General features: G+C 60.9%; 24 protein-coding genes. 8 read left to right on the top strand and 16 right to left on the bottom strand.

Annotation, left to right across the window (positions count from 1 at the left end):
* Positions 1 to 101: 101 nt before the first annotated feature.
* The 8 genes from LIY45_RS19125 to LIY45_RS19090 form a co-directional block, all read right to left on the bottom strand.
* A complete protein-coding gene (locus tag LIY45_RS19125; RefSeq protein ID WP_226477235.1) occupies positions 102 to 3,734 on the bottom strand; it encodes a transporter substrate-binding domain-containing protein in 3,633 nt (1,210 codons plus the stop codon).
* Between the two features lie 8 nt (positions 3,735 to 3,742).
* A complete protein-coding gene (locus LIY45_RS19120; protein WP_017479961.1) occupies positions 3,743 to 4,369 on the bottom strand; it encodes a response regulator transcription factor in 627 nt (208 codons plus the stop codon).
* A 241-nt stretch (positions 4,370 to 4,610) separates the two neighbouring features.
* On the bottom strand, positions 4,611 to 5,027 hold the full coding sequence (locus tag LIY45_RS19115; protein WP_226477234.1) for a response regulator: 417 nt from the start codon (positions 5,025 to 5,027) through the stop codon (positions 4,611 to 4,613).
* Positions 5,028 to 5,252: 225 nt separating this feature from the next.
* Positions 5,253 to 6,584 (bottom strand): deoxyguanosinetriphosphate triphosphohydrolase, encoded by a 1,332-nt coding sequence (locus tag LIY45_RS19110; RefSeq protein ID WP_017479963.1) that lies wholly within the window; start codon positions 6,582 to 6,584, stop codon positions 5,253 to 5,255.
* Between the two features lie 72 nt (positions 6,585 to 6,656).
* Positions 6,657 to 7,820 carry an EAL domain-containing protein gene (locus LIY45_RS19105; RefSeq protein WP_226477233.1) on the bottom strand — a complete coding sequence of 388 codons (1,164 nt, stop codon included), beginning with the start codon at positions 7,818 to 7,820 and terminating at the stop codon, positions 6,657 to 6,659.
* Between the two features lie 92 nt (positions 7,821 to 7,912).
* Entirely contained in the window at positions 7,913 to 8,254 is a 342-nt protein-coding gene (locus LIY45_RS19100; protein ID WP_063032051.1) for a hypothetical protein, read from the bottom strand.
* The gene (locus LIY45_RS19095; RefSeq protein WP_003209078.1) at positions 8,251 to 8,637 is read right to left on the bottom strand and encodes a phage holin family protein; all 387 of its coding nucleotides are present in this window, start codon (positions 8,635 to 8,637) and stop codon (positions 8,251 to 8,253) included. Before LIY45_RS19095 ends, LIY45_RS19100 begins: the two co-directional genes overlap by 4 nt.
* A gap of 2 nt (positions 8,638 to 8,639) precedes the next feature.
* Positions 8,640 to 8,954, bottom strand: coding sequence for a YqjD family protein (locus LIY45_RS19090; RefSeq protein ID WP_026078283.1), 315 nt, complete (start codon positions 8,952 to 8,954; stop codon positions 8,640 to 8,642).
* A gap of 348 nt (positions 8,955 to 9,302) precedes the next feature.
* On the opposite strand from LIY45_RS19090, the gene LIY45_RS19085 reads away from it, so the two are divergent.
* Positions 9,303 to 10,511 carry an ammonium transporter gene (locus LIY45_RS19085; RefSeq protein WP_226477232.1) on the top strand — a complete coding sequence of 403 codons (1,209 nt, stop codon included), beginning with the start codon at positions 9,303 to 9,305 and terminating at the stop codon, positions 10,509 to 10,511.
* Here the strand turns inward: LIY45_RS19085 and LIY45_RS19080 are convergent.
* Positions 10,498 to 12,219: a monovalent cation:proton antiporter-2 (CPA2) family protein gene (locus LIY45_RS19080; RefSeq protein WP_226477231.1), complete on the bottom strand. Its 1,722-nt coding sequence runs from the start codon at positions 12,217 to 12,219 to the stop codon at positions 10,498 to 10,500. The genes LIY45_RS19085 and LIY45_RS19080 overlap by 14 nt on opposite strands.
* Positions 12,220 to 12,360: 141 nt before the next feature.
* Between LIY45_RS19080 and LIY45_RS19075 the strand changes: the two genes are divergently transcribed.
* The 3 genes from LIY45_RS19075 to LIY45_RS19065 all read left to right on the top strand — a co-directional run bounded on the left by LIY45_RS19075 (position 12,361) and on the right by LIY45_RS19065 (position 13,962).
* A complete protein-coding gene (locus tag LIY45_RS19075; RefSeq protein WP_226477230.1) occupies positions 12,361 to 12,597 on the top strand; it encodes a glutaredoxin family protein in 237 nt (78 codons plus the stop codon).
* 74 nt (positions 12,598 to 12,671) lie between these two features.
* A complete protein-coding gene (locus LIY45_RS19070) occupies positions 12,672 to 13,007 on the top strand; it encodes a hypothetical protein (protein ID WP_003209087.1) in 336 nt (111 codons plus the stop codon).
* Between the two features lie 64 nt (positions 13,008 to 13,071).
* The gene (locus LIY45_RS19065; RefSeq protein WP_226477242.1) at positions 13,072 to 13,962 is read left to right on the top strand and encodes a pseudouridine synthase; all 891 of its coding nucleotides are present in this window, start codon (positions 13,072 to 13,074) and stop codon (positions 13,960 to 13,962) included.
* Between the two features lie 56 nt (positions 13,963 to 14,018).
* Here the strand turns inward: LIY45_RS19065 and LIY45_RS19060 are convergent, their stop codons facing one another.
* On the bottom strand, positions 14,019 to 14,240 hold the full coding sequence (locus LIY45_RS19060; protein WP_003209090.1) for a YgdI/YgdR family lipoprotein: 222 nt from the start codon (positions 14,238 to 14,240) through the stop codon (positions 14,019 to 14,021).
* Positions 14,241 to 14,320: 80 nt separating this feature from the next.
* Positions 14,321 to 14,923: a molybdenum cofactor guanylyltransferase MobA gene (gene mobA, locus LIY45_RS19055; RefSeq protein WP_226477229.1), complete on the bottom strand. Its 603-nt coding sequence runs from the start codon at positions 14,921 to 14,923 to the stop codon at positions 14,321 to 14,323.
* 75 nt (positions 14,924 to 14,998) lie between these two features.
* Here mobA and moaB point away from each other — a divergent pair, with 75 nt between their 5' ends.
* Positions 14,999 to 15,538 carry a molybdenum cofactor biosynthesis protein B gene (gene moaB / locus LIY45_RS19050; protein ID WP_003209092.1) on the top strand — a complete coding sequence of 180 codons (540 nt, stop codon included), beginning with the start codon at positions 14,999 to 15,001 and terminating at the stop codon, positions 15,536 to 15,538.
* Positions 15,522 to 16,748: a gephyrin-like molybdotransferase Glp gene (glp, locus tag LIY45_RS19045; RefSeq protein WP_226477228.1), complete on the top strand. Its 1,227-nt coding sequence runs from the start codon at positions 15,522 to 15,524 to the stop codon at positions 16,746 to 16,748. The genes moaB and glp overlap by 17 nt, the downstream gene beginning before the upstream one ends.
* A 143-nt stretch (positions 16,749 to 16,891) precedes the next feature.
* Here glp and LIY45_RS19040 read toward each other — a convergent pair whose 3' ends face one another.
* From LIY45_RS19040 to minC, 5 genes are all read right to left on the bottom strand, one after another.
* Positions 16,892 to 18,181 (bottom strand): M18 family aminopeptidase, encoded by a 1,290-nt coding sequence (locus tag LIY45_RS19040; protein WP_087694780.1) that lies wholly within the window; start codon positions 18,179 to 18,181, stop codon positions 16,892 to 16,894.
* Between the two features lie 171 nt (positions 18,182 to 18,352).
* Positions 18,353 to 18,988, bottom strand: coding sequence for a pseudouridine synthase (locus LIY45_RS19035; protein ID WP_017479975.1), 636 nt, complete (start codon positions 18,986 to 18,988; stop codon positions 18,353 to 18,355).
* 191 nt (positions 18,989 to 19,179) lie between these two features.
* A complete protein-coding gene (gene minE, locus LIY45_RS19030; RefSeq protein WP_003175252.1) occupies positions 19,180 to 19,434 on the bottom strand; it encodes a cell division topological specificity factor MinE in 255 nt (84 codons plus the stop codon).
* Between the two features lie 3 nt (positions 19,435 to 19,437).
* Positions 19,438 to 20,250: a septum site-determining protein MinD gene (gene minD, locus LIY45_RS19025; protein ID WP_003209098.1), complete on the bottom strand. Its 813-nt coding sequence runs from the start codon at positions 20,248 to 20,250 to the stop codon at positions 19,438 to 19,440.
* A gap of 200 nt (positions 20,251 to 20,450) precedes the next feature.
* Complete coding sequence (gene minC / locus LIY45_RS19020) at positions 20,451 to 21,188, bottom strand: septum site-determining protein MinC (protein ID WP_017479977.1); 738 nt, start codon at positions 21,186 to 21,188, stop codon at positions 20,451 to 20,453.
* Positions 21,189 to 21,306: 118 nt separating this feature from the next.
* On the opposite strand from minC, the gene LIY45_RS19015 reads away from it, so the two are divergent.
* Together LIY45_RS19015 and LIY45_RS19010 are read left to right on the top strand one after the other, a co-directional pair.
* Complete coding sequence (locus LIY45_RS19015; protein ID WP_226477227.1) at positions 21,307 to 22,242, top strand: lipid A biosynthesis lauroyl acyltransferase; 936 nt, start codon at positions 21,307 to 21,309, stop codon at positions 22,240 to 22,242.
* A gap of 32 nt (positions 22,243 to 22,274) precedes the next feature.
* Positions 22,275 to 23,426 (top strand): patatin-like phospholipase family protein, encoded by a 1,152-nt coding sequence (locus LIY45_RS19010; protein ID WP_226477226.1) that lies wholly within the window; start codon positions 22,275 to 22,277, stop codon positions 23,424 to 23,426.
* The last annotated feature ends 37 nt before the right edge of the window (positions 23,427 to 23,463 follow it).

The following is a 23,463-nucleotide window of genomic DNA, read 5'->3' as shown; positions in this document are numbered from 1 at the left end:
GTAGGCGCGAGCTTGCTCGCGAAAAACCAAAGAACACCGCGTGCATCCAGAATGACCGCGTTATCGTTGACGATTTTCGCGAGCAAGCTCGCTCCTACAGTTTATCGACGGGCCAGCACGTCCAGTTGCATCTGCAGCATCCTTTCCAGCTCAAGCATGGATTTCTCCATCGCCTTGATACCCACCTCGATAACGTGCCGATTCTCGCCTTGGCCACAGGCCTGCTCCAGCGCCTCGCATTGTCCGGCCAGGATGTCCGCCTGGATGATCCGTGCGGCACCCTTGATCTTGTGAGCCTGCTCGATCAGGTCCTGGGGGGCAGCTTGTTGCGCCAGCAGGGCCATCAGCTCGGCTCGATCATGCCGGCTGCTGCTGAGTAACTCTTCAAGCAGACGCTGGCTCAACTGAGGGTCGCCGCCTGTCATCGCGTCCAGGCTTTGAAGGGTGAACACGCTGCGCATGGGCAGCGGGCAGACTTGCGCCAGTTGCTGTTCCAGCGCGGTGAGGCTGATGGGTTTGAACAGGCAGTCATTCATGCCCGCGTTGAAGCAACGTTGTTTCTCCTCGGGTTGGGCGTTGGCGGTAAAACCGAGTATCACACAGGGCGTTTTTTGCTCACGCTGCTCATACTCGCGGATGGAATGACTCAACTCGTAGCCGTTCATGATCGGCATATTGCAATCGGCAATGACCAGGTCGAAGTGTTCCTCGCGCCAGGCCTGGAACCCCGCAGCGCCATGATGGGCCGCGGTGAACTGATGCCCCAGGAAGCCCAGTTGCTGGCACATGAGCAAGCGGTTGGCAGGATGGTCATCCACCACCAGCACATTGAGTACCGGTGCCGGCGTGGTCGCGGCAGGCTCCAGCTTGTCTACCGCCTTGACCGGCTGCAGGCTGGTCATCTTCAGGTTGACGTGCACCTGGGTGCCCACCATGGGCACGCTGCTCAGGCTCAATTGCCCGCCCATCATGGCGCACAGGCTGCGACAGATCACCAGGCCCAGGCCGGCGCCGCTCCTGGCCAGGTGCCCGGAGTTGTCGGCTTGGGCAAAAGGTTCGAACAGGCGTAACTGGTCTTCGCGATTGATCCCGATGCCGGTGTCCTCCACCACCAGTTTCATCTCGATCTGTTGAGGTTGCCCGGTCGCCTTCAGTTGCACCTTGATCTTCACCTGCCCGCGTTCAGTGAACTTGATCGCGTTGCTCACCAGGTTCGACAGCACCTGCTTGAACCGCAACGGATCGATCAGCACGTCGGTGTCGCCGGCATCGGGGGCGAATTCCAGCACCAGGCTCAGGGTTTTCTGACGCGCCAGGCCGTCGAACACACGGACCACCGACTCGATCACCTCGCGCAGGTTGACCCGCTCCGGCGCCAGGCTCAGGCGGCCGGATTCGATGCGTGCGATGTCCAGAATGTCGCCGATGAGCTCCAGCAGGTCCTTGGCCGAGTTGTAGGCGACCTCGATGGCGGGGCGATCCAGGTGCCCCTGGTCGGCACGCTTGAGTGTCAACTCGAGCATGCCGATGACGGCGTTCATCGGTGTGCGGATTTCGTGGCTCATGGTGGCCAGGAACGTGCTTTTCGCGCGGTTGGCTTCGTCGGCACGCTCCTTGGCGGCGCGAAGTTCATCGAACAACTGGCGCCGTTCACTGATATCGATCCAGCCGCCAATGATGCCCTGGACCTCGCCCATGGAGTCGCGGTAAGGGAGAATCCAGTGGTAGATCGTGAGTTTTTTCCCGTGAACATGCAGGGTGCGATCAAGGATCAGCGGTTTACCCTCGGCCACTACCCGCTGATAGTCGGCATGGTATTGGGCCGACTCCGTCTCCAGCGCCATGCTCATCTGGGTGATGCTCTTGCCGATGACCTCTTCACGCTTGACGTCGAACGTCTGCAGGTAGCTGTCGTTGCAGGTTTGCAGAAAGCCGTTGTGGTCGCGCACGTAGATCGGATGGGGCGTTTCATTGACCAGCGCCCGCATGAACTCGAACTGGTCGTTCAGGGCGCGCTCGGCCAGTTTTCGATGCTTGATCTGGCGCTGCAGGTAGCCGTTCCAGGCCAGGGAAATCAGCAGCAGCAGTCCGGTGCCGATGATGATCTGGGCGATCAGGCGGTGGTAATTACGCCAGTAGCCATCGGACGCCGCGTTGTAGCCGCGCCAGCGGCTGTTGATCGCCGCCATCTCATCCGGGGCGATACTCAGCAACGCCTTGTCCAGAATCGAACTCAGCTCCGTGGCGTCACGGGACGTCGCCAGGGCAAAGGACGCGGGCAACGTGCCGATGCTGGAGCTGATCTGCAATTTGTCCTTGAATGCCGGAGAAGAAAGCAGATAGTTGGCGATCACCAAGGGGTTCACCGCGCCGTCCACTTGCCCTTGTGCCAACAATTCCGATGCTTTGAAGGTATCCCCGGTTTCCACCAGGTTTATCTGCGCAAACGCCTGCTGCAGGAATTTTTCCAGCTGATTGCCCTGGGTAATCGCCAGGCGCTTGCCGGCCATTTGTTCAAGGCTTGTGGGGGCGCCCGGCTCTTTGCGGGTCAGCAATACATAGGAGTTTTCCAGGTAGGGGCGGCTGAAGTTCAACCGGGACTCGCGGCCGGTGCTGGGGGTAATTGCGCCGATGATGTCCGCTGCGCCGGTTTGCACCAGTTCGATCATGTTGGCGACGTTACGCTCGTGTTGAATCTTGAAGCGCAGGCCGGTTCGCAGGCGGATCAGCTCCAGGAGATCGGCTGTGACACCCCGGAAGTTACCGTCGGTGTCAAAGAATGTCAGGGGCGCAAGGGTTTCATTGACCACCACCTTCACCACCGGGTGTTCCTTGAGCCAGCGCTCTTCACGCAGGGTCAGTTGCAGCTTGCGGTCGGTCAGGAGAATGTCGCTGCCCGCACTCCAGCGCTTGGCGATGCTGTCGCGTTCATAGGTTGATATGCCATCGAGCACTGAATCGATGATGCTCAGGAGAATGGGTTGATCCTTGCGCAAGGCGAAGCTGAATCCGTGGGCCTCGTGCTTGCCGAAGTTGGCCATGCGGATATTTTTCAGGTAGCCCTTGTTGATCATGTAATGAGTGGAAATGGTATCGCCCAGGAATACATCAGCCTGGTCGAATGCCACCGCGTTCAAGGCATTTTGATAGGACGAGTAGGCGTGGATGGTCGCCTTTGGATACAGCGCCTGCACTTCATCCATGGGCAGATAGTGGTAGACAAGGCTCAGGCGCAAGCCCGCCAGGCCGTCGCCAAGGTTACGGTTTTCACCTTCACGGGTGACCAGTACCGGCTGATCCACCGCGTAGGGCAATGACAGGGCGATGTCGGGATTCGCCGCTTCAAAGCCGTTGGCGGACCCCAGAAAGTCGATATCACCGTTTTCCAGCGCCTGGATCGCGGCCTCCCGGGTGGAGTAGCGCAATACCTTCAGCGGTATTGCCAGCGTCCTGGCCACCAGGCCCGCGTAATCGGCGGTCAGCCCTTCATAATCCCGTCCGCTGGAGGTGATGTCGAAGGGCGGGTAGTCTGGCGCAGACGTGCCCAGTATCAGCTCCCGTTTGTTCTGCAGCCACTGGCGTTGTGTCTTGTTCAGTGGTGTATCCAGTTGAACGGCGCCGGCGCGTCCCAGCAGCGCGTATGGCTCGGGAGCCGTTTGTTCGGCAGGCACGGCAGTGCTGAGGCACACCCCGATACTCAATATGATTAGATAGTCCTTTATACGCCTGGGCATCCGATTTCTCACACTAGCGCGTTACGTTTTGCCATCTCGATAAGTTCTACCAAGGATTTGGCTTTTAGTTTTTGCATGAGCCTTTTCTTGTAGGTGCTGACAGTCTTGTTACTGAGGAACATGCCTTTGGCTATTTCCTTGTTTGTCCGGCCTTGTGCGAAAAGTTGCAACACCATGAGTTCGCGATCGTTGACGACTTTGAAAAGTTCGAGTTCTTCATTGCAATCTGTTTCATTAGTGCTGCCATTAAGGGCCTGGCTCGGAAAGTAGTTGTAACCCGACAAGACTGCCCTGATGGCACTCAGTAGCTCACTTAAGTCACCTTCCTTGCAGACATATCCGTCGGCGCCGGAGCGCATGCACCGTGTGGCGAACAGCTTCGGGGTCTGGGCGGTGAGGATCAACGTCTTGGTAGGCGTGCTCATTGAGTTGAATCGGCACAACACTTCCAGGCCGTCGAGTTTAGGAATCCCGATATCAAGGATGATCAGGTCCGGCTGGCACTCCTTGACCATTTGTATTGCGTCACAACCGTTGTCGGCCTCTCCAACTACTTTATAACCTTCATGTTCCAACAACATTCGAATGGCAAGTCGTATAACGGGATGGTCATCGATAATAAAAACTGAGTTCATGGTCATATTCCATACAGGCGCAAATAAAGTCGGCACATTAGCTCACATGGCAATGCAGGAGGATGAGCCTGATGTGGAACAAACGTAAAACAAGAATATTCCTACATCAAAAAAAGCAAAGGATTACGCGCTGTCGGGTATTTGTTGCTCGGGTGTAAGAATTTTGCGCGAGCGGAGTTTGAAAATAAGTACCCGTGAGAGAGCAGCGTTATAACGAAGAATGTTCGAAGTGGGCGGGCGTTTAACTTCCTACTTTCCTGTTGAGCGGGGAGGGGCGCGATTGGCGTATGAGTTCGCTCAGCTCAAGGTGGTTCAGCGGCTTCGACAAGGAGCCAAGTAACGGAAAGTTGCGCTCGCGTGCCTGGGCCTCGAGGTTTTGCAGTTCGTTCACGGGCAGGCCGCTGAGCAATATCGCGGATTTTATAAAGCCTCTGCGGTTGGCGATTTCAATCAACTCCAGCCCGGGCAGGTCCGGCAAACATTGATCACACAGCAGAATATCGAATGGCCTGTCGGTTTCTGTCAGCAGGCGCATGGCCTGCTCGGCGTTCTCAGCCAGGGCCAGGTCGTGGTAGCCGTAGTTTCGCAACAGGCATTGGGTGGCCAGCAATTGAAAGGGGTGATCCTCCACCAACAGGATACGAAGTTGTTCGAGCATGGGTTTTTCCATGAAATGGCCAAATGCCCTGAAGACGCTCCGACAGGGCGTGTAATTAGAAGTTAATGGGCCCGCCAGCGATGGGGCGTAGAAATGTGTCGAAAGACTGCGGTCTGGGCGCGCGATTATTCATCGCGGCGGGGAAGAACTTCGATCAGGCCGCTCTGTTCCGTGCGTAGGGCGATTCTTTGAAAAGCAGCCCTGGCCGTAAGCCAGGGCGCTGCTTCATTGCGGGCTGGAGCGCCCGGTCATTTCTCGGGCCATCTCACTGGCGTAGCTGTCCGTCATGCCGGCGATGAAGTCGATCATGCGCAGGAAGGAGGCGTGCAATGACCACGACGGGTCCGGGGCGCTATTGCCCAGCAGGTCGAGGATGCGCCGGTTCTTGAACGACGGGGTGCGACCGCCATGTTGTTCCAGTGCCGCGCCGCAGAAGGCGTTCAAGAGGATTTCCAGGGTGGTGTAGGCGCCGATCTCATGCAGGGTCTTGCGCTTGTCCTGGAAGATCTTCTTGCGCGCCATGTCCTTGGCATCCAATACGCAACGCTTGGCGGGGCCGTGCATATGCTCCACCAGGTCCCCCGGCAGGGTGCCGGCCAGCAGCGCCTCCTGTTGCTCGACGAACGCTCGGGCAGCGGCGTTGGTCAGGTGCTCGATGGCCTTGCCCCGCAAAATCGCCAGCTTGCGTCGCCGGGAATCCTGCGGGCCGAGTTGGCGATAGGTTTGCGGTAAATCGTCGCCCACCAGGTCCAATAGCAGGGACTCGACCTCGGCGTATTCCAGCAGCTCCATTTCCAGTCCGTCTTCGAGGTCGATCAACGCGTAGCAGATATCGTCGGCCGCCTCCATCAGGTACACCAACGGATGCCGGGCCCAGCGCTGTTCTTCCAGTTGCGGCAAGCCGAGCTTCTGGGCGATCTGCTCGAGAATCGGCAGCTCGCTCTGGTAGCAGCCGAACTTGTGTTTCTTGTAGCCCAGCGAGTCGGCGTGGCGCGCGGTCCAGGGGTATTTCAGGTAGGTGCCCAAGGTGGCGTAGGTCAGCCGGGTGCCGCCGTCGAACTGGTGATATTCCAGCTGTGTGAGCACCCGGAAGCCCTGGGCATTGCCTTCGAAATTCAGGAAGTCATTGCGTTCGGCGCTGGTCATGTCATCCAGCCAGCCACGTCCTGACGCCTGCTGGAACCAGTGCCGGATCGCGTCCTCACCGGAATGACCAAAGGGCGGATTGCCGATGTCGTGGGCCAGGCAGGCCGACTGCACCACCATGCCCAGGTCGCTCGGGTCACACCAGTCGGGCAGGGCGCTGCGGAGGGTCTCGCCCACGCGCATGCCCAGGGACCGTCCCACGCAGCTGACTTCCAGGGAGTGGGTCAGCCGCGTATGGATGTGATCGTTGCTGGTCACCGGATGCACTTGAGTCTTGCGGCCCAGGCGGCGAAATGCGCCGGAAAAGATGATGCGGTCATGGTCTTTGTGAAACGGGCTGCGCCCCAGTTCTTCGGGACTGTGCAGCGGTTTTCCAAGGCGTTCGCGGGTAAGCAGGGTGGGCCAATCCAAGGCGGGTACTCTCCGTGCGGTGAATGACGCCTCCCAGCTTCCCGGTTCAGCCAGGCCTTCGCAAGCGAAAATCTACAAGCCGACGGCGTCGATATCGATTAACAACAGGCGCCGACCATTATCAAAGAATTGTCCTGCAGTCAGGCAGTATTGGTTGGTCGTGGCATCGCGATAGGTCGAGGACAGTGTCAGTCGTCGCTCCTCCCAACCTTCGGCCAGCAGGTGATAAAAATACGGGCGCCAAGACCAGTTGTGCCCCAGGTAGCGGCCGTCGGCTTGCCACGCGCCCTGGTGCCATTCGAAGTTGGGCGTCAGTTGCGTGCCATGCCGGTCGCACTGGTAAAAACGCAGCAGCCAGGGAAATGCCGGCAATTGCGGCAGTTGGCTCAGCGGTGCATGGGTGTGGGCCCAGGTTTGCAGGATCTGCATCAGTTCCGCCAGTTGCTGGCGCAGTTGCATGATCCGGCCACGCTCGGCCAGCTTCTGTTGGACATACGCGGTGCGCAGTTGGGCGAAGCGCGGCACGAACGCATCGGTGGCGAACCAGTCCAGCTGGGCCTGGGCGAACAGGTAGCCCTGGACATAGCGCGAACCGCATTCCAGGGCGAAATTCAGCTGGGCCTCGGTCTCGACGCCCTCGGCAATGATCCAGCAACCGGTTTTTTCCGCCATTTGTGCCAGCGCCCGCACCACGTCCCCGCTGGGCCCTCCCCGGGCAGCTGCCTGGAACAGGCGCATGTCCAGCTTGAGGATGTCGGGCTGCAAGGCCAACACGCGGTCCAACTGCGAATACCCGGCGCCGAAGTCATCAATGGCAATCCGCGCGCCGGCCTCGCGGTAGCGTTCTACGACTTCGGCCAGGCGCAGGATATCGCCACCCAGCTCAGTGATCTCGAACACGATGCGGCGCGGGTCGACGTTATGCACCTGCACCTGCTTGAGGCTCGGCAAGGCCTGCCCCGGGCGCAGCCGGCTGATCCAGCGTGGCGAGATGTTCAGGCTGAGGAACCACTCTTGCGGGGCCTCATGCAGACGGCTCAGGGCATTGTCGCGGATCTGCCGGTCCAGGCGGCGCAAGGCCACGGAGGGCGTGCGCGGATCGGCAAACAGCGGACCCACCGAGCGCAGTTGGCCATTCGCCTGGCGTAGTCGGCCCAAGGCTTCTACGCCGGCGATGCGGCCGGTGGCGGTGTCGATGAATGGCTGGAAGCAGGCGAGCGGTTGCCCGTCGATCACAAGGCCTCCTTAAAAGACCGGAATAAAAAAGGCCCGGCCCTCAACGGTGAGGGCCGGGCCTGATCTGTTTGCAAGAATGCAGCCAGCGCGGCTCAACTTTTGCGCGAAGCACCTTGCATGGCCAGTTTGATCAACGGGATCAGACCGGCGCCAAGCCGTACCAGGCGAGTCATGGTGCCGATCCCGCCGCTCTTGGCGCCTTTGCCGGTAAGAAAGCCCAGCAGCGTCACCACGCCTACGCCCCACAGCGGCGCGTGCTTGATGCCGAAACCGTCCTGCCAGCTCTGGCCCATGTTGCGGACCTTTTGCAGCGGCAGCATCAGTTGCTGGGACTCGTGACGAATTTCCTGGCGGTGCATTTCCATGCGCAGGCGGATCAACGCCTTGCGCATCTCCCGCCGGGAAGTGTTTTGCGGCAATTCAGTCATGCTCATGGCAGCAGGCGCTCCCGGTCGTTGGCCAGCTCTTCGAGGGTGGCGTGGAACGGCGTGGACTCATCGAACACCGCCGCCTTCAGGCGCAACCCGCAGAACGCTGCGGCCAGTATGTAGAACACACACAGGCTGATGATCCCGGTCAGGCGGTAGGTATCCCACACCAGAATCATCACCAGCGCCGACAAACCCACCAACAGCAGCAAGGCAAACACCAGCGCCAGGCCGGCGAACAGCAACAGGCTGACGGTGCGGGCCTTCTGCTCCTGCAACTCGATGCCAAACAGCTCGACGTGGCTGTGCAGCAAACCCAGGACAGCCGCGCCCAGGCGCCGCGAGGTAGAACTTGGGCCCGTGGACGAGCCGGATTCGCCGATAGACATAGTTAGCGCCTTGTAGCCAGCAGGCCGATCAAAAAGCCCACGCCCGCTGCAATACCAACGGACTGCCAAGGGTTGGCCTGGACATAGTCTTCAGTGGCCGTGACGGCCGCCTGGCCGCGCTCGCGCAGGGAGTCTTCGGTCAGTTGCAGGGTTTCACGGGCCTTGAGCAGGCTGTCGTGAATCTTGCTGCGCAGCTCGTCTGCCTGGTCACCGGCGAGGATCGCCGTGTCGTCCAGCAGCTTCTCGGTATCGCTGACCAGGGTTTGAAAATCCGCCATCAGTATTTCTTGAGCAGTCTTTGCCGTTTTTCTGGCCATGGTTATCTCCGTGAGTAGCGGGTCTGTTTACTTTTGGTTTCGAGTCACCGGTATCGGTGAAGGTTCACTGCAATTGTCTGGTACAGCTTTTGCTTTGCCTTGGTGCGCAGGCCTGGGGCCTTGCGCTGAATCCGGGCGGTTGGGGCTAAAACCCCGAAAAACCTTACCCTAAATAACTAAAACTCGCGGAAAAACCCTGTCGGATTCTGCCTTTCTCAATGATCGTTGCGCTAAAGCGGTTCACGGCCTCAACAGAGGGTCGGACCGTCGGTGCCAATTTAGTGCGCATCATGAAGGTCGTGAACTGCTTTGGTGCTTTTTCCTGCATGTGCAGGCCTGCCATCCTCCATGGAAAATTTGCAAAGCGCGGTGGATACCCTCGTCCACAGTTCCAACACGCTGTTCATTCTGATTGGTGCAGTCATGGTCCTGGCCATGCACGCCGGCTTTGCGTTTCTGGAAGTCGGCACCGTGCGCCAGAAGAATCAGGTCAATGCCCTGTCGAAAATCCTCAGTGACTTCGCCATCTCCACACTGGCCTATTTCTTTATAGGCTATTGGATCTCCTACGGCGTGACCTTCATGCAACCGGCAGCGGTCATCAGCGCCGACCACGGCTACGGCCTGGTGAAATTCTTTTTCCTCCTGACCTTCGCCGCAGCGATCCCGGCGATCATTTCCGGGGGGATTGCCGAGCGTGCACGGTTTGTTCCGCAACTGTGTGCCACCGCCTTGATCGTAGCCTTCATTTACCCGTTTTTCGAAGGCATGGTGTGGAATGGCAATTACGGGCTGCAAGCCTGGTTGCTGGCGAGCTTCGGCGCGAGCTTCCATGACTTTGCCGGCAGCGTCGTGGTGCACGCCATGGGTGGGTGGCTGGCGCTGGCGGCGGTGTTGCTGCTGGGCCCGCGCCAAGGGCGTTATCGGGAAGGGCGCCTGGTGGCGTTCGCGCCGTCGAGCATTCCATTCCTGGCGTTGGGCTCGTGGATTTTGATTGTCGGCTGGTTCGGCTTCAACGTCATGAGTGCGCAAACCCTGTCCGGGGTCAGCGGGCTGGTGGCGGTCAACTCGTTGATGGCGATGGTCGGCGGCACCGTGGCCGCACTGGTGATCGGGCGGAACGACCCAGGCTTCTTGCACAATGGTCCGTTGGCCGGGCTGGTGGCGATCTGTGCCGGCTCCGACCTGATGCACCCCGTGGGCGCCCTGGTGACTGGCGTGGTGGCGGGCGGCTTGTTCGTCTGGTTCTTCATCGCGGCCCAGGATCGTTGGAAGATCGATGATGTGCTGGGTGTATGGCCGCTGCACGGGCTGTGCGGCGTGTGGGGCGGGGTCGCCTGCGGGATCTTCGGCCAGACCGCCCTGGGCGGCCTGGGTGGCGTGAGCCTGATCAGCCAGTTGATCGGCACTGCGCTGGGGGTAGTGGTAGCCCTGGCCGGCGGCTTGCTGGTGTATGGGGTGATCAAGCGCGTTTACGGCCTGCGCTTGAGCCAGGAAGAGGAGTATTACGGCGCGGACTTGTCGATCCACAAGATTGGCGCGGTCAGTCAGGATTGAGGGGCGAGTCAGTGTCGTTAGGGTTGCAGCCATGCAGTAGCCGATACCGGCTGCGGCGTACCTCATCCACACGCCCTTTAACCTGCTGGTCCGACAACCCCAGCAGGATCAGCGCATGGGAGGCGAGCATCAGGCTCGACTCCAGCAACTCGGGCACCACCTCCGTGGCGCCGGCGGCTTTCAGTTCGGCCAGTTGACTGTCGTCGCGGGTGCGCACCAGGATCGGCACATGCGGGTTGATTCGCCGCGCTTCGTTGAGCACGGTGAGGGCGACGTCACTGTTGTCCACCGCAATCACCACCAGGCGCGCACGCTCCAGGCCGACGGCGCTGAGCAGGGCGCCACGGCGGCAGTCGCCGTAATGCACGGCGCTGTCTTCGGTGGAGGCTTCCTGGACCCGCTCCGGGTCGTCATCCAAGGCGATAAAGGCTTGTTGTTCACGGTGCAGGAAGCGCCCGATGGACTGGCCGACCCGACCGTAACCGCAGATCACCGCATGGCCTCGCAGCTCGGCATTGAGGGCGGTTATCTCTTCAAGCTGCATTTGCTGGTTGGGCTTGCGGTGCAGGCGCAGGGCAATGGCGGGTGCCGCCCTGAGCAACAGCGGAGTCAATAGCATCGAGCAGAAGGTGGCCGCCAGCAGCAGGCTGCCGATATCGGCGGGCATCAGGCGGCTTTGCTGCATTTGCGCCATCAAGGCGAAACAGAACTCACCGCCCTGGGCCAGCGCCAGGCCGCTGCGCCAGGCGGTTTCACCGTCGCTGCCACGCAACTGCACCAGCACCGCGACCACACAGCCTTTGATCAGCATCAGGGTGAGGGTCAGGCCGAGAATCAACAGGCTGTGGCTGATGAACAATTGCAGGTCGATCAGCATGCCGATGCTGACGAAAAACAGCCCCAGCAGGATGTCGCGAAACGGCCGGATATCGGCTTCGATCTGATGGCGATAATGGCTTTCCCCCAGCAACATGCCAGCGAGAAAAGCGCCGAGTGCCGGGGACAGGCCCAGCAGGTGTGTGAGCCAGGCGGTGAGCAGCACAATCACCAACGCCAGCAGCACGAACAGCTCGGCCGAATGAGACGCCGCCACTTCACGGAACAGGCGTGGCAGCAACCAGCGGCTGGCCAGCAGCAGGCCGAGGAACAGCACCACGGTTTTGCCCAGGGTCAGTGGCAATGCCCAATACCAGGCTTGCTCGCTGTTACCGGCGAACACTGGCACGAGGGTCAGCAGCAACACGGCCACTACGTCCTGGAACAGCAACACCCCAATCGCATTCTGGCCATGGCTGCTGAAGATTTCGCCAAGGCTGGTCAGCTCCTTGCTGACGATGGCGGTGGACGACAACGCCAGTCCAGCACCGAGCAACAGCGCGGTCGTCGGCGACAGGCCGAACAGTGCCAGCAAACCTGCCAGCAGCAACCCGCAACACAACACTTGCAAGCTGCCCAGGCCAAACACCACACGGCGCAGGCTGAGCATTTTGCTCAGGGAAAACTCCAGGCCCAGGGAAAACAGCAGGAACACCACCCCCAGTTCGGCGAGGTCCGGCAGCTCTTCGCTGTCATTGACCCAGTCGAGGGCAGTGGGGCCTACGGCCAGGCCAACACACAGATAGCCCAGTACCGGTGGCAGTTTCAGGCGACGAAACAACGCAATCACCACCAGGGAAGAGGCCAGGATAATCAGCAGGTTCGCAAACACGCGCAGCTCCATTGCAGGTATTACGGGAAAAAAGTCGCGAGACTCGCCGAATCAGTTATACGCCATGCTGATCTGGGTCAGGCTTTTGCCGTGTCCCGACGCTGTTAGAATGGGCACCTGATTCTTCTCGGACCCTTTGCCATGCTTCCTGAATGTCAGTTGTTCGGCACCCCGGGCTGCCATCTTTGTGAGTTTGCCGAAGCCGAAATCATGCCGTTGGTCGAACACGGCCTGCTGGTGGAGTTGGTGGATATCGCCGATTCCGAGGCCCTGTTCGAAGCCTACGGCCTGCGGATTCCGGTGCTGCGCCGGGTAGACACGGGCGCTGAGCTGGACTGGCCCTTCGATGAAGCGCAGGTGGTGAGCTTTCTCCTCTAGCACTCGGCGATGGCGAGTTCCCGATTATTCGGTTACTGTATGTTTGTACAGCGATTGAATGAGAGGGAACGCCCGTGGTGAATGTTGAACAACTGAAAAGCAGCGTCAATCGCATGTCCGCCGACGTCGTGCGCGATGCGGTGAACGAGCTGCGCCTCGATGGCCTGGTCACGGAAGGCAAGACGCCGTTTAACAAAGTGCATTTCAATACCTGCTTTGCCGAGATCGAGGCGCTGTTCCAGCGCGCCGGTTATCACAAGCAGTTGGATGTGGTGGGCTATCAGGGCTTGCTGTATGCGCTTTACGATCCGGGCCGCTGGGAAGCGGTGGATGTGCTGCGCTGGCTCAAGGAATTCACCGAGGCGGCCAGTGCATCGCCGGTACTGCGCGCGGAATTGGCCAAGGCTTGAATCTGTGCTGGGCCTGATCCGGCCGCATGCGGGATAATGCCCGCCTGTATGTCACGTTTTGAGCCTGCCCATGTCCGTTTTTTCCGCTGCCCAGCATCAAGCCAGCACCTTGTACCTGCCGCCGGGCGCCTGGGCGACCGTGCTGGATTGCCTGTGCGAGCACTTCCTGGCCATCAGCCGCGAACAATGGCTGGACCGCATTGCCCGGGGCCGGGTGCTGGACATCAACGGTGCACCTATCACTCAGGACCTGGCCTACCGCGAAGGCCTGTGCATCTACTACTTCCGCGAAGTGCCGAACGAGAAAGTGATCCCGGTGCAGGAGACGATCCTCTACGCCGATGAACACCTGGTGGTGGCCGACAAGCCGCACTTCCTGCCGGTCACGCCTGCCGGCGAGTACGTCGAGCAGACCCTGTTGCGGCGATTGATCCGTCGCCTGGACAACCCCTCTCTGGTGCCGCTGCATCGCATCGATCGGCATACGGCGGGGCTGGTGCTGTTTTCGGCTAACCCGCAGACGCGCTCGGCGTATCAACAGCTGTTTCCCACGCGCAAGATCGACAAGTTCTACGAAGCCATTGCTCCGGCATTACCGGGGCTGACCTTTCCGCGGGTGCACAAAAGCCGGCTGGTGGACGGCGAGCCGTTCTTTCGCATGCAGGAAGGCGAGGGCGCGAGCAATACCGAGACGGCGGTCGAGGTGCGGGAAAAAAATGGCGACCTGTGGCGCTATGGCCTGTTTCCGGTGACCGGCAAGAAACATCAGTTGCGGGTGCACATGACGGCGTTAGGCGCGAGTATCTGCAACGATCCGTTCTACCCCGACGTCATCAAGGATGCCGAGGACGACTACGCCAACCCACTCAAGCTGCTGGCCCAAGGCGTGCGCTTCATCGACCCGGTCACCGGTCTGGAGCGAAACTTTCGCAGCGAGATCAGCCTGGACTGGTAAACCCCAGGAACGAAAAAGCCCGCATTACGCGGGCTTTTCGTATCTGGCGTTAAGACTTACAGGTCTTTAACGGTGCGAACCTGATCCTTGTTGATCTGGGTGCGCTTGCCATCCAGCTGTTCGAATTCGTAGAAGCCGGTGGACTTATCGAATTTAGGAGTGTCGACGGCCTGGATTTCGCGACCGTCATTCAGGGTGATCACTGTAGGCGAGGCGCAACCGGCAAGGGTAGCGAGGCCCAGTGCAAGCATGAGAGCGGCGATGGTCCGTTGAGTCATGAGTTTGTCTCCGAGAGAATGCTTTGTTGAGTACTGACCTTGTGACGTGTGCAACGTCGGCAAAGTTCCTTGTTCGACGTTCATTCTGACACGCTGGGCGGGCGGTGCAACAACTCAGGTGTATTGAGGTTGGCCAGGCGTGGGTCGTCGGCGGGGCAATCCAGGGCTTTGGCCCCCAGTGCCTGCATGATTCGGCGCGGGCTGCGCTCGCCGGCTGCCCAGGCCTCATCGAACCGCTCGCGCAGCAGCGTCGGTATGACGCAGAGCAGAGGCTCCCAGAAATCGCCGTGGCGCACCATCACCGGCTGCAATGGATTCTGCTGCGCCGTGCTGCGCAGGTCGGCGAGCAATCGCGCGTCGATCTGCGGCACGTCGCACGGCAATACCAGCAAATGCCCATGCTGCGCCACCGCCAGCCCTGCGCGAATGCCGGCCAGTGGTCCCGGGAAGTCCGGGCTGTCATCGCCGACCAATTGATCGGCGTAGGCCGCGTACTGCGGCTGGTTGCGGTTGCAGGAGATGATCAGGTCGTCGGTCAAAGGCCGCACCAGGCGATGCAGGTGCGCAATCAGCGGCTGTCCGTGCCAGTCCAGCAGGCCCTTGTCGAGGCCGCCCATGCGCTGGCCACGGCCGCCGGCCAGCAACAGGACGGAGCAGGACAGAGGGGAAGAATGGCTTGGCATGGCAGCTCCTGCGGGCAGTGAAATGGGGGGCTGTGATATAACATCGGGCTGTTCCTTCGACAACCGGACCGAGCCATGAAAGCCAAGGCTGATGCGCCCTTTGTACCCCTGAATATTGCTGTTTTGACGGTCAGTGACACCCGCACCCTGGAAACCGACACCTCGGGCCAGGTCTTCGTCGACCGCCTGACCGCCGCCGGCCACCTGCTGGCCGAGCGCGTGTTGCTTAAAGATGATCTGTACAAAATCCGTGCGCAAGTGGCGCACTGGATTGCCGAAGACGTGGTGCAAGTGGTGTTGATCACCGGCGGCACCGGCTTCACCGGCCGCGACAGCACCCCGGAAGCGGTGAGCTGCCTGCTGGATAAACAGGTGGATGGTTTCGGCGAACTGTTCCGGCAGATCTCCGTGGCCGATATCGGCACCTCCACCGTGCAGTCCCGCGCCCTGGCCGGCCTGGCCAATGGCACTCTGGTGTGCTGCCTGCCGGGCTCCACCAACGCGGTGCGCACTGGTTGGGACGGGATTCTCGCCGAGCAACTGGATAACCGTCACCGCCCGTGCAACTTCGTCCCGCATTTGAAGCAGGCCGAGCCCTGTGAATCCCGTGGGTAAGGCGGGCAAGACCGGCGCGTTGATGCCGGTGGAAGATGCCCTCGAACAACTGCTGGCGATGGCCGAGGCAGCGCCGATTCGTGAGCAGGAAACGTTGCCGCTGGCCGAGTGTGATGGGCGGGTGTTGGCCCAGGCGCTGATCTCTACCCTGGACTTGCCGCCCTGGCCCAACAGCGCCATGGACGGTTACGCCCTGCGCCTGGCGGACTGGACCGGCGAGCCACTGGTGGTCAGCCAGCGCATTTTCGCAGGCACGGCACCGGAGCCTTTGGCAGCCGGCACCTGTGCGCGGATCTTCACCGGCGCCCCGGTGCCGGAAGGCGCGGACTGCGTTGAGATGCAGGAAAACGCCGTGGTCCACTCCGATCAGCGGGTGAGCTTCACCGAAGCGTTGCAGGTGGATCAAAACATCCGTCCCCAAGGCCAGGAAACCACGGTGGGCGAGTGGGTGTTGCCAGCAGGTACACGCCTGGGCCCGATCGAATTGGGCCTGGCGGCCTCACTGGGTCGCGATCGGCTGGAGGTGGTGCGACGCGCCCGCGTGGCCGTGCTGTCCACCGGCGACGAACTGATCGAGCCGGGCCAGCCGCTGGGCCCCGGGCAGATCTACAACAGTAATCGCCGGGTGCTGTGCAGCTGGCTGGAGCGCCTGGGCTGCGAAGTGGTAGATGCCGGGATCCTGCCGGATGACCTGGAAAAAACCCGCGAGCGCCTGGGGGCATTGGGCTCGGTCGACCTGATTCTGTCCACTGGCGGTGTGTCGGTGGGGGAGGCGGATTTTCTCGGGATTGCGCTGCGGGAAGAGGGCGAGCTGGCGCTGTGGAAGCTGGCGATCAAGCCGGGCAAGCCGCTGACGTTCGGGCATTTCCGTGGCGTACCGGTGATCGGCTTGCCGGGTAATCCGGCGTCGACCCTGGTGACCTTTGCCTTGCTGGCGCGGCCCTACCTGTTGCGCCGCCAGGGCGTGGAAGACGTGCAGCCGTTGCGCATTGAAGTGCCGGTGGGGTTTGTCTGGGCCAAGCCGGGGAATCGCCGTGAGTATTTGCGCGGGCGGCTTGAGCAGGGCAAGGCGATCATCTACCGCAACCAGAGCTCCGGTGTGCTGCGCAGTGCGGCGTGGGCCGAAGGTTTGGTCGAGGTGCGGGAAGGCACGACGCTGGAGATCGGTGATCGGGTCAACTTCATTCCGTTGAGTGAAGTCTTGAACTGAGCCCGGTCTATCAAACAATGAAAACCAACTGTGGGAGCTGGCTTGCCTGCGATAGCGGTGGGCCAGCCAACATACCTGTTGACCGTGCCGACGCCATCGCGGGCAAGCCCGGCTCCCACCCTTGATTGGTGTCAGCCTGCCGGTTACGGCAAATCACGACTCGCGTAAAACGCACTCAACACCTTCACCAGGTGCGCGAGGTCGTGGCTGCCGCACAGCTCGCGAATCGAGTGCATGGCAAACGTCGGCAGGCCGATATCCACGGTGCGCACGCCCAGGTGGCTGGCGGTGATCGGGCCAATGGTCGAGCCGCAACCCATGTCGCTGCGAACCACAAAGCTCTGCACCGGCACTTCTTCGGCCATGCACAGGTGGCGGAAGAACCCGGCGGTTTCGCTGTTGGTGGCGTAGCGCTGGTTGCTGTTGACCTTGATCACCGGGCCGGCATTGAGTTTCGGGCCGTGGTTGGCGTCGTGTTTCTCGGCGTAGTTGGGGTGCACGCCGTGAGCGTTGTCGGCAGACACCAGCAGCGACTTCTGGATGGTGCGTACGAATTCATCACCTTCCGGCAGCAGGCGGCGCAGGGTCTGCTCCAGCATCGGGCCGTCGGCACCGCAGGCGGAGCACGAGCCAACTTCTTCGTGGTCGTTGCACACCAGCACGCAGGTTTCGTCGGTTTCGGCGGTGAGCAGGGCTTGCAGGCCGGCGTAGCACGACAGCAGGTTGTCGAGGCGGGCGCCGGCGATAAAGTCGCCATTGAGACCAATCACAGCGGCGCTCTGGGTGTCGTAGAAACTCAGCTCATAGTCGAGTACCACGTCAGCGTTCAAACCGTGTTCACGGGCCAGTTGTTCGGTAAGCACCGCGCGGAAGTCCACACGCTCGTCACCGGCGAACTGCGCGAGGATCGGTGGCAGCTCGGTCTGGGCATTGATCGCCCAACCCTGGTTGGCTTCACGGTTCAGGTGAATGGCCAGGTTGGGGATGATCGCGATGGGCAGCTTGAAGTCGATCAGCTGGCTTTCGACCTTGCCGTCACGGCGGAAGGTCACGCGGCCGGCCAGGGACAGATCGCGGTCGAACCAGGGCGCCAGCAACGCGCCGCCGTACACTTCCACACCCAGTTGCCAGAAGCCCTGGCGTTGCAGTTCAGGCTGTGGCTTGACCCGCAGGCACGGGCTGTCGGTGTGGGCGCCGACCAGGCGAATACCGCCTTGCAGGGGCGAGTGGCGGCCGAGCTTGAAGGCGATGATCGAGGAATCGTTACGGGTCACGTAGTAGCGACCGTTGGCCTCGGTGGCCCAGGTCTCGCGCTCGTCAAGACGCTGGAAACCGGCGGCTTCCAGGCGCTGTGCAAGGGCGGCGGTGGCATGGAATGGGGTAGGGGAGGCCTTGAGGAAGTCGATCAGGCCTTGGTTCAACTCTTCGCGCATAAGTAGCTCCAGACAGCAATGGCGCGAGTTTACCGTCCGACGGGATAAGTGCACAGAACAAATGTGGGAGCGGGCTTGCTCGCGAATGCGGTGGACCAGTTAGCTCATTCAGCGACTGACACACCGCATTCGCGAGCAAGCCCGCTCCCACATTTTAATTGCGTTTACAGGTTAAAACGGCGCGGGGCACTCGAAGCGCAGGCGCTCGCCGCTCTGGGGATGGGTGAAGCTCAACATGCTGGCATGCAGGCACAGGCGCGGCCAGGCAGCCAAGGCCTGTTCATGGGCGTACAGGCCATCGCCCAACAACGGATGCCCGATGGAGAGCATATGCACACGCAGTTGATGTGAACGGCCGGTGATCGGCGTCAGCTCAACCCGGCACCAGTCGCCGCAACGCTCCAGGACTTTCCAGAAGGTCAGCGCATTCTTGCCGAACTCATGGTCCACCACGTGCCGTGGCTTGGTCGGCGGGTCGTAGCGCAAGGGCAAATCGATGCTGCCGCTGTCCAGTTCCGGTTGGCCCCAGCAGAGTGCGGTGTAGGCTTTTTCGGTTTCCCGGTCATGAAACTGACGCGACAATTCACGGTGGCTGTCGGCGTCGCGGGCCAGCAGGATGATGCCCGACGTTTCCCAGTCTAGGCGATGGACGATGCGGGCTTCGGGGTAGCCGTTTTCCTGCAGGCGGGTGATCAGGCAGTCCTTGTTGTCTTCGGCGCGACCGGGCACCGAGAGCAGCAGGGTAGGCTTGTTCACCACCAGGACAGCGGCGTCCTGATGAAGGATGTGGACATTGGACAACGGCATTAAAACAGCCTCGTAACAAACGCCAACGGCGGCTGGGTTGCCGAAGTTCCTGTAGGCGCGAGCTTGCTCGCGAAAAACTCAAGAACAACACGCTCATTCAGGATGAGCGCGTTATCGTTAACGTCCTTCGCGAGCAAGCTCGCTCCTACAGAAGTCCAGTAACCCAGCCGCCGTGGCGACCGCCTTTTCGATCAACGATCAGGCAGGGTGATATTGAGTTCCAGAATCGAGCAGCTGCCGTCATTTTCCAGGGCGACATGCACGTCATCGTTACCGATATTGACGTACTTGCGGATCACCTCCACCAGTTCCTTCTGCAAGGCTGGCAGGTAGTCCGGGGTGCTGCGTTGGCCGCGTTCGTGCGCCACGATGATCTGTAGACGCTCTTTCGCTACCGACGCGGTACTTGGCTTTTTGTTGGCGCGAAAGAAGTCGAGAAATTTCATTGTTTAGTTGCCTCCAAAGATACGCTCGAAGAATCCCTTCTTCTTAACATCGAGGAAGCGATGTTCCACGGTCTTGCCCAGCAAGCGATCTACCGCATCGCTGTACGCCTGGCCGGCGTCGCTCTGGTCGTCAAGAATCACCGGCACGCCTTGGTTGGATGCCTTCAGGACGGCCTGGGATTCCGGGATCACACCCAGCAGGGTCACGGCGAGGATTTCCTTGACGTCTTCAACGCCGAGCATTTCGCCGTTGCTGACGCGCTCCGGGTTGTAGCGGGTGAGCAGCAGGTGTTCCTTGATCGGGTCTTCACCTTTCTCGGCGCGCTGGGACTTGCTGGCCAGCAGGCCGAGCATGCGGTCCGAGTCACGTACCGACGACACTTCAGGGTTGGTCACGACGATGGCTTCGTCGGCGAAGTACATCGCCAGGTGAGCGCCGGTTTCGATACCCGCCGGGGAGTCGCACACTACGTATTCGAAGGTTTCCTTGAGTTCAGCGAGGACTTTGCCTACGCCTTCCTTGGTCAACGCATCTTTGTCGCGGGTCTGGCTGGCGGCCAGCACGTACAGGTTCTCAAGGCGCTTGTCCTTGATCAGGGCCTGTTGCAGGTTCGCTTCGCCGTTGACCACGTTGACGAAGTCGTACACCACGCGGCGTTCGCAGCCCATGATCAGGTCGAGGTTGCGCAAGCCGACGTCGAAGTCGACGATGACTGTCTTGTGGCCGCGCAGAGCGAGGCCGGTACCGATAGCGGCGCTGGTGGTGGTCTTACCCACACCACCCTTGCCGGATGTAACCACGAGAATCTTGGCCAAGGTGTTTCACCCCTAAGGAAAAAGGACATTCAGTCCCTGAAAAACATCTCTTGAAACTCGCTGCAGGCGGACAGCCTTCGTAGGAAAAAGATGTGGTTTCCGTAGGGGAAACGCCAACTTTCAATTATTCCTACACAAGTATTGCCGGTTTCGCTGTGCTATCAGAGTCTAGAGATGCTTGGAAAATGCGGCAGTATCCGTTAAAGACGGATGATGTTCAACACATCGCCCGACAGGCTGACTTGCACCCCGGCCCCCCACAGCGGATCACGGCGCAAATCTTCCGAAACCTTGTACTGGCCTGCGATGGACACTAGCTCAGCGGTCAATTGCTGGCAAAAAATACGGGCCTTGGTGTCACCCTTTATACCGGCCAGTGCGCGACCGCGCATGGGGCCGTATACATGGATGTTTCCGTCGGCAAGAAGTTCCGCCCCCGGGCTTACCGGGGCGATGACGACAAGGTCGCCACCCTGGGCGTAAATCTGCTGCCCGCCCCGTACGGGAGAGGTGATGATCTTTGTAGGCTTGACCGTCGGCTCCGGCGGTTTCTCCGGTTTTTTCTTCTCTTCGCCGACCAACGGGTCGAGCGGACGCTCGCGGGCACCGGACGGCGGCAGTACTGGCAGTTCAATAGCGATTGCGGCGGCAATGTCTTCGATACGGCTGGCACGAATCGCCAGGGTACGCAGGCCATGCTGGCGGCACACGCGCATCAGCCCGGGCAGGTCGACAGCGCCTTGGCCGGCGGGGAGTTTGTCCAGGGCCAGCACCAGCGGCGCATTGTTGAAGAAGTTCGGCGCGAGGGCGACCTTGGCGGCGAGCTGGCGGTCCAGGGCGTCAAGGTCATTGCGGGCCAGTTCCAGCACGGTAATGGCGAGCATGCTGCCTTTCAACTGGAACACGGGATCTTGGTCTAGCGGTTCGGTTTGGCTCATGGTCGGCAAAGCGGCTTGTCACGAAAAGTGTCGAGACTTATAACGAGAACATCCGCTAGCCGCAAGCCGGGTCGAACCGTTGTAGAATGCGCGGCCGTTGTCTTTACCGGAATCTTTAATGGATCGCCCGCGTTTTCGAGCAGTATTTTTTCACCCGCGCTTCTGGTTGTTATGGCTGGGGCTCGGTTTGCTGTGGCTGATTGTGCAGTTGCCGTACCGGGCTTTGCTGGGGATTGGCCGTGCCTTGGGGGCGGGAATGTACCGGGTAGCCGGTGAACGTCGGCGCATTGCCGCGCGAAACCTGGAACTGTGCTTCCCGGAAAAGTCCGCCAAAGAGCGTAAACATTTGCTCAAGGAAAACTTCGCGTCCACCGGCATCGCCTTCTTCGAGATGGCCATGAGCTGGTGGTGGTCCAAGCCGCGCCTGGCGCGCCTGGCCCATGTCGAAGGGCTGGAGCACCTCAAGCAGGCGCATCTGGAAGGCAAGGGCGTGATCCTCATGGCCCTGCACTTCACCACCCTGGAAATCGGTGCCGCCTTGCTCGGGCAGAAGCACACCATCGACGGCATGTACCGCGAGCACGGCAATCCATTGTTCGATTTCGTCCAGCGCCGTGGCCGCGAGCGGCACAACCTTGACTCCCTGGCCGTAGAGCGTGAAGACGTGCGCGGCATGCTCAAGCTGCTGCGGGCCGGCCGTGCAATCTGGTACGCACCGGACCAGGACTACGGCGCCAAGCAAAGTATCTTCGTGCCGTTGTTCGGCATTCAGGCCGCCACCGTCACGGCCACCAGCAAATTTGCGCGTCTGGGCAAGGCGCTGGTGGTGCCGTTCACCCAGGAGCGCCTGGCTGACGGCAGCGGTTATCGGCTGGTGATCCATCCGCCGCTGACCGACTTCCCGGGTGAAACCGACGAGATCGATTGCCTGCGCATCAACCAGTGGGTCGAAGCTTCCGTGCGCGAATGCCCGGAGCAATACCTGTGGACCCACCGCCGCTTCAAGAGCCGGCCGCCAGGTGAGCCTAAGCTGTATGAAAAACGCCGTCGTTGATCTGAAGTCCCCAAGCACCATGGAGTGATGCAATGCGCCCAGCTGAACCGGTCACAGGCCTGATTCTTTCCGGCGGCGGGGCGCGGGCCGCCTATCAGGTGGGGGTATTGGCGGCGATTGCGGAGCTGTTGCCGCCGGGGGCCGCCAATCCGTTTCCGGTGATTGTCGGCACCTCGGCGGGGGCGATCAATGCGGTCAGCCTGGCCAGCGGCGCCATGGACTTTACCGCCGCCATCCAACGCCTGACCGCCTTCTGGCAAGGCTTTCGCAGCCACCTGGTGCTGCGCAGCGACTGGCCCGGGGTGATCAGCCAGGCCAGTCGATTCCTTATCCACAGCCTGCTGGGGCTTGGCGCACAGGTGCCGGTGGCGCTGCTCAACAGTTCGCCGTTGCGGGACTTGTTGCGCGACAAGCTGCACCTGGAAGGCATCGAGCAGTCGATCCGCGAGAAACACCTTCACGCCGTGGCTGTGACCGCTTTCGGGTACGAGTCCGGGCAAGCCGTGACCTTCTATCAGGGCGGTGGCACCATCGATGCCTGGTTGCGCCATCGGCGTATCGGCATTCCCACCCAACTGACCGTTGAGCACCTGCTGGCCAGCTCGGCGATTCCGTTGCTGTTTGCCCCGGTCAAACTCGATCAGGAATATTTTGGTGACGGCGCGGTACGGCAATCGGCGCCGATCAGTCCCGCGTTGCACCTGGGAGCCAGCCGGGTGCTGGTGGTGGGCGTCAGTGGCAACCCGCGCGGCAACGACCCTTCGAACCCGGCACGTACCTTCACCGGCCAGGAGCCGACCTTGGCGCAGATCGGTGGGCACATGCTCAACAGCACGTTCATCGACAGCCTGGAAAGCGATATCGAATTGCTTGAGCGCCTGAACCAGTTCAGTCATGTGTTGCCGAGCAACGCGGCGATACAAGGTTTGGCGCCGGTGGACGTGCTGGTGATTGCACCGAGCCAACCGATCGATGAAATCGCGGCACGTCACCGCCAGGAATTGCCGGCGGCATTGCGCCTGTTTCTGCGTGGGCCGGGGGCGACTAAAACCAGTGGTGCGGGCGTGCTCAGCTACCTGCTGTTCGAGGCGGGGTATTGCAGCGAATTGATCGAACTGGGAAGGCGGGATGCGCTGGCCAAGCGCGAAGAGTTGCAGCGGTTTCTAGGCCTGACACCGAACTAAATGTGGGAGCGGGCTTGTGTGGGAGCGGGCTTGCTCG

Origin of the sequence: Pseudomonas sp. MWU16-30323, assembly GCF_020515595.1 — a bacterium.
Classification (GTDB): Bacteria; Pseudomonadota; Gammaproteobacteria; order Pseudomonadales; family Pseudomonadaceae; genus Aquipseudomonas; species Aquipseudomonas yamanorum.
This window is presented reverse-complemented; position numbering and strand designations above follow the sequence as displayed.

Coding starts and splice junctions, on each gene's coding strand:
- LIY45_RS19125 (WP_226477235.1), bottom strand. CDS start 3,734: ATGCCCAGGCGTATAAAGGACTATCTAATCATATTGAGTATCGGGGTG.
- LIY45_RS19120 (WP_017479961.1), bottom strand. CDS start 4,369: ATGAACTCAGTTTTTATTATCGATGACCATCCCGTTATACGACTTGCC.
- LIY45_RS19115 (WP_226477234.1), bottom strand. CDS start 5,027: ATGCTCGAACAACTTCGTATCCTGTTGGTGGAGGATCACCCCTTTCAA.
- LIY45_RS19100 (WP_063032051.1), bottom strand. CDS start 8,254: ATGAGCATGACTGAATTGCCGCAAAACACTTCCCGGCGGGAGATGCGC.
- LIY45_RS19095 (WP_003209078.1), bottom strand. CDS start 8,637: ATGTCTATCGGCGAATCCGGCTCGTCCACGGGCCCAAGTTCTACCTCG.
- LIY45_RS19090 (WP_026078283.1), bottom strand. CDS start 8,954: ATGGCCAGAAAAACGGCAAAGACTGCTCAAGAAATACTGATGGCGGAT.
- LIY45_RS19085 (WP_226477232.1), top strand. CDS start 9,303: ATGGAAAATTTGCAAAGCGCGGTGGATACCCTCGTCCACAGTTCCAAC.
- LIY45_RS19075 (WP_226477230.1), top strand. CDS start 12,361: ATGCTTCCTGAATGTCAGTTGTTCGGCACCCCGGGCTGCCATCTTTGT.
- LIY45_RS19060 (WP_003209090.1), bottom strand. CDS start 14,240: ATGACTCAACGGACCATCGCCGCTCTCATGCTTGCACTGGGCCTCGCT.
- mobA (WP_226477229.1), bottom strand. CDS start 14,923: ATGCCAAGCCATTCTTCCCCTCTGTCCTGCTCCGTCCTGTTGCTGGCC.
- moaB (WP_003209092.1), top strand. CDS start 14,999: ATGAAAGCCAAGGCTGATGCGCCCTTTGTACCCCTGAATATTGCTGTT.
- LIY45_RS19040 (WP_087694780.1), bottom strand. CDS start 18,181: ATGCGCGAAGAGTTGAACCAAGGCCTGATCGACTTCCTCAAGGCCTCC.
- LIY45_RS19035 (WP_017479975.1), bottom strand. CDS start 18,988: ATGCCGTTGTCCAATGTCCACATCCTTCATCAGGACGCCGCTGTCCTG.
- minE (WP_003175252.1), bottom strand. CDS start 19,434: ATGAAATTTCTCGACTTCTTTCGCGCCAACAAAAAGCCAAGTACCGCG.
- minC (WP_017479977.1), bottom strand. CDS start 21,188: ATGAGCCAAACCGAACCGCTAGACCAAGATCCCGTGTTCCAGTTGAAA.
- LIY45_RS19015 (WP_226477227.1), top strand. CDS start 21,307: ATGGATCGCCCGCGTTTTCGAGCAGTATTTTTTCACCCGCGCTTCTGG.
- LIY45_RS19010 (WP_226477226.1), top strand. CDS start 22,275: ATGCGCCCAGCTGAACCGGTCACAGGCCTGATTCTTTCCGGCGGCGGG.